The organism is Paraburkholderia phenoliruptrix (assembly GCF_019511605.1).
Classification (GTDB): Bacteria; Pseudomonadota; Gammaproteobacteria; order Burkholderiales; family Burkholderiaceae; genus Paraburkholderia; species Paraburkholderia phenoliruptrix_A.
Genome location: NZ_JAEUAV010000086.1, coordinates 1 through 262, shown reverse-complemented (window position 1 = coordinate 262; position 262 = coordinate 1). Strand labels below are relative to the sequence as shown.

Here is a 262-nt window from a genome sequence, read left to right as displayed (position 1 = left end):
TGGGCTTACGGCGAGGGGGCCTTTCACCCCCTTTATCGCTACTCATGTCAGCATTCGCACTTCCGATACCTCCAGCACACTTTCCAGTGCACCTTCGCAGGCTTACGGAACGCTCTCCTACCATGCATATAAATATGCATCCGCAGCTTCGGTATATGGCTTAGCCCCGTTACATCTTCCGCGCAGGACGACTCGATCAGTGAGCTATTACGCTTTCTTTAAAGGATGGCTGCTTCTAAGCCAACCTCCTGACTGTTTTAGC

At 51.9% G+C, this 262-nt stretch carries 1 rRNA gene; it reads right to left on the bottom strand.

The window, feature by feature from the left end:
- Positions 1-262, bottom strand: a 23S ribosomal RNA gene (locus JNB89_RS30880); the annotation flags it as partial.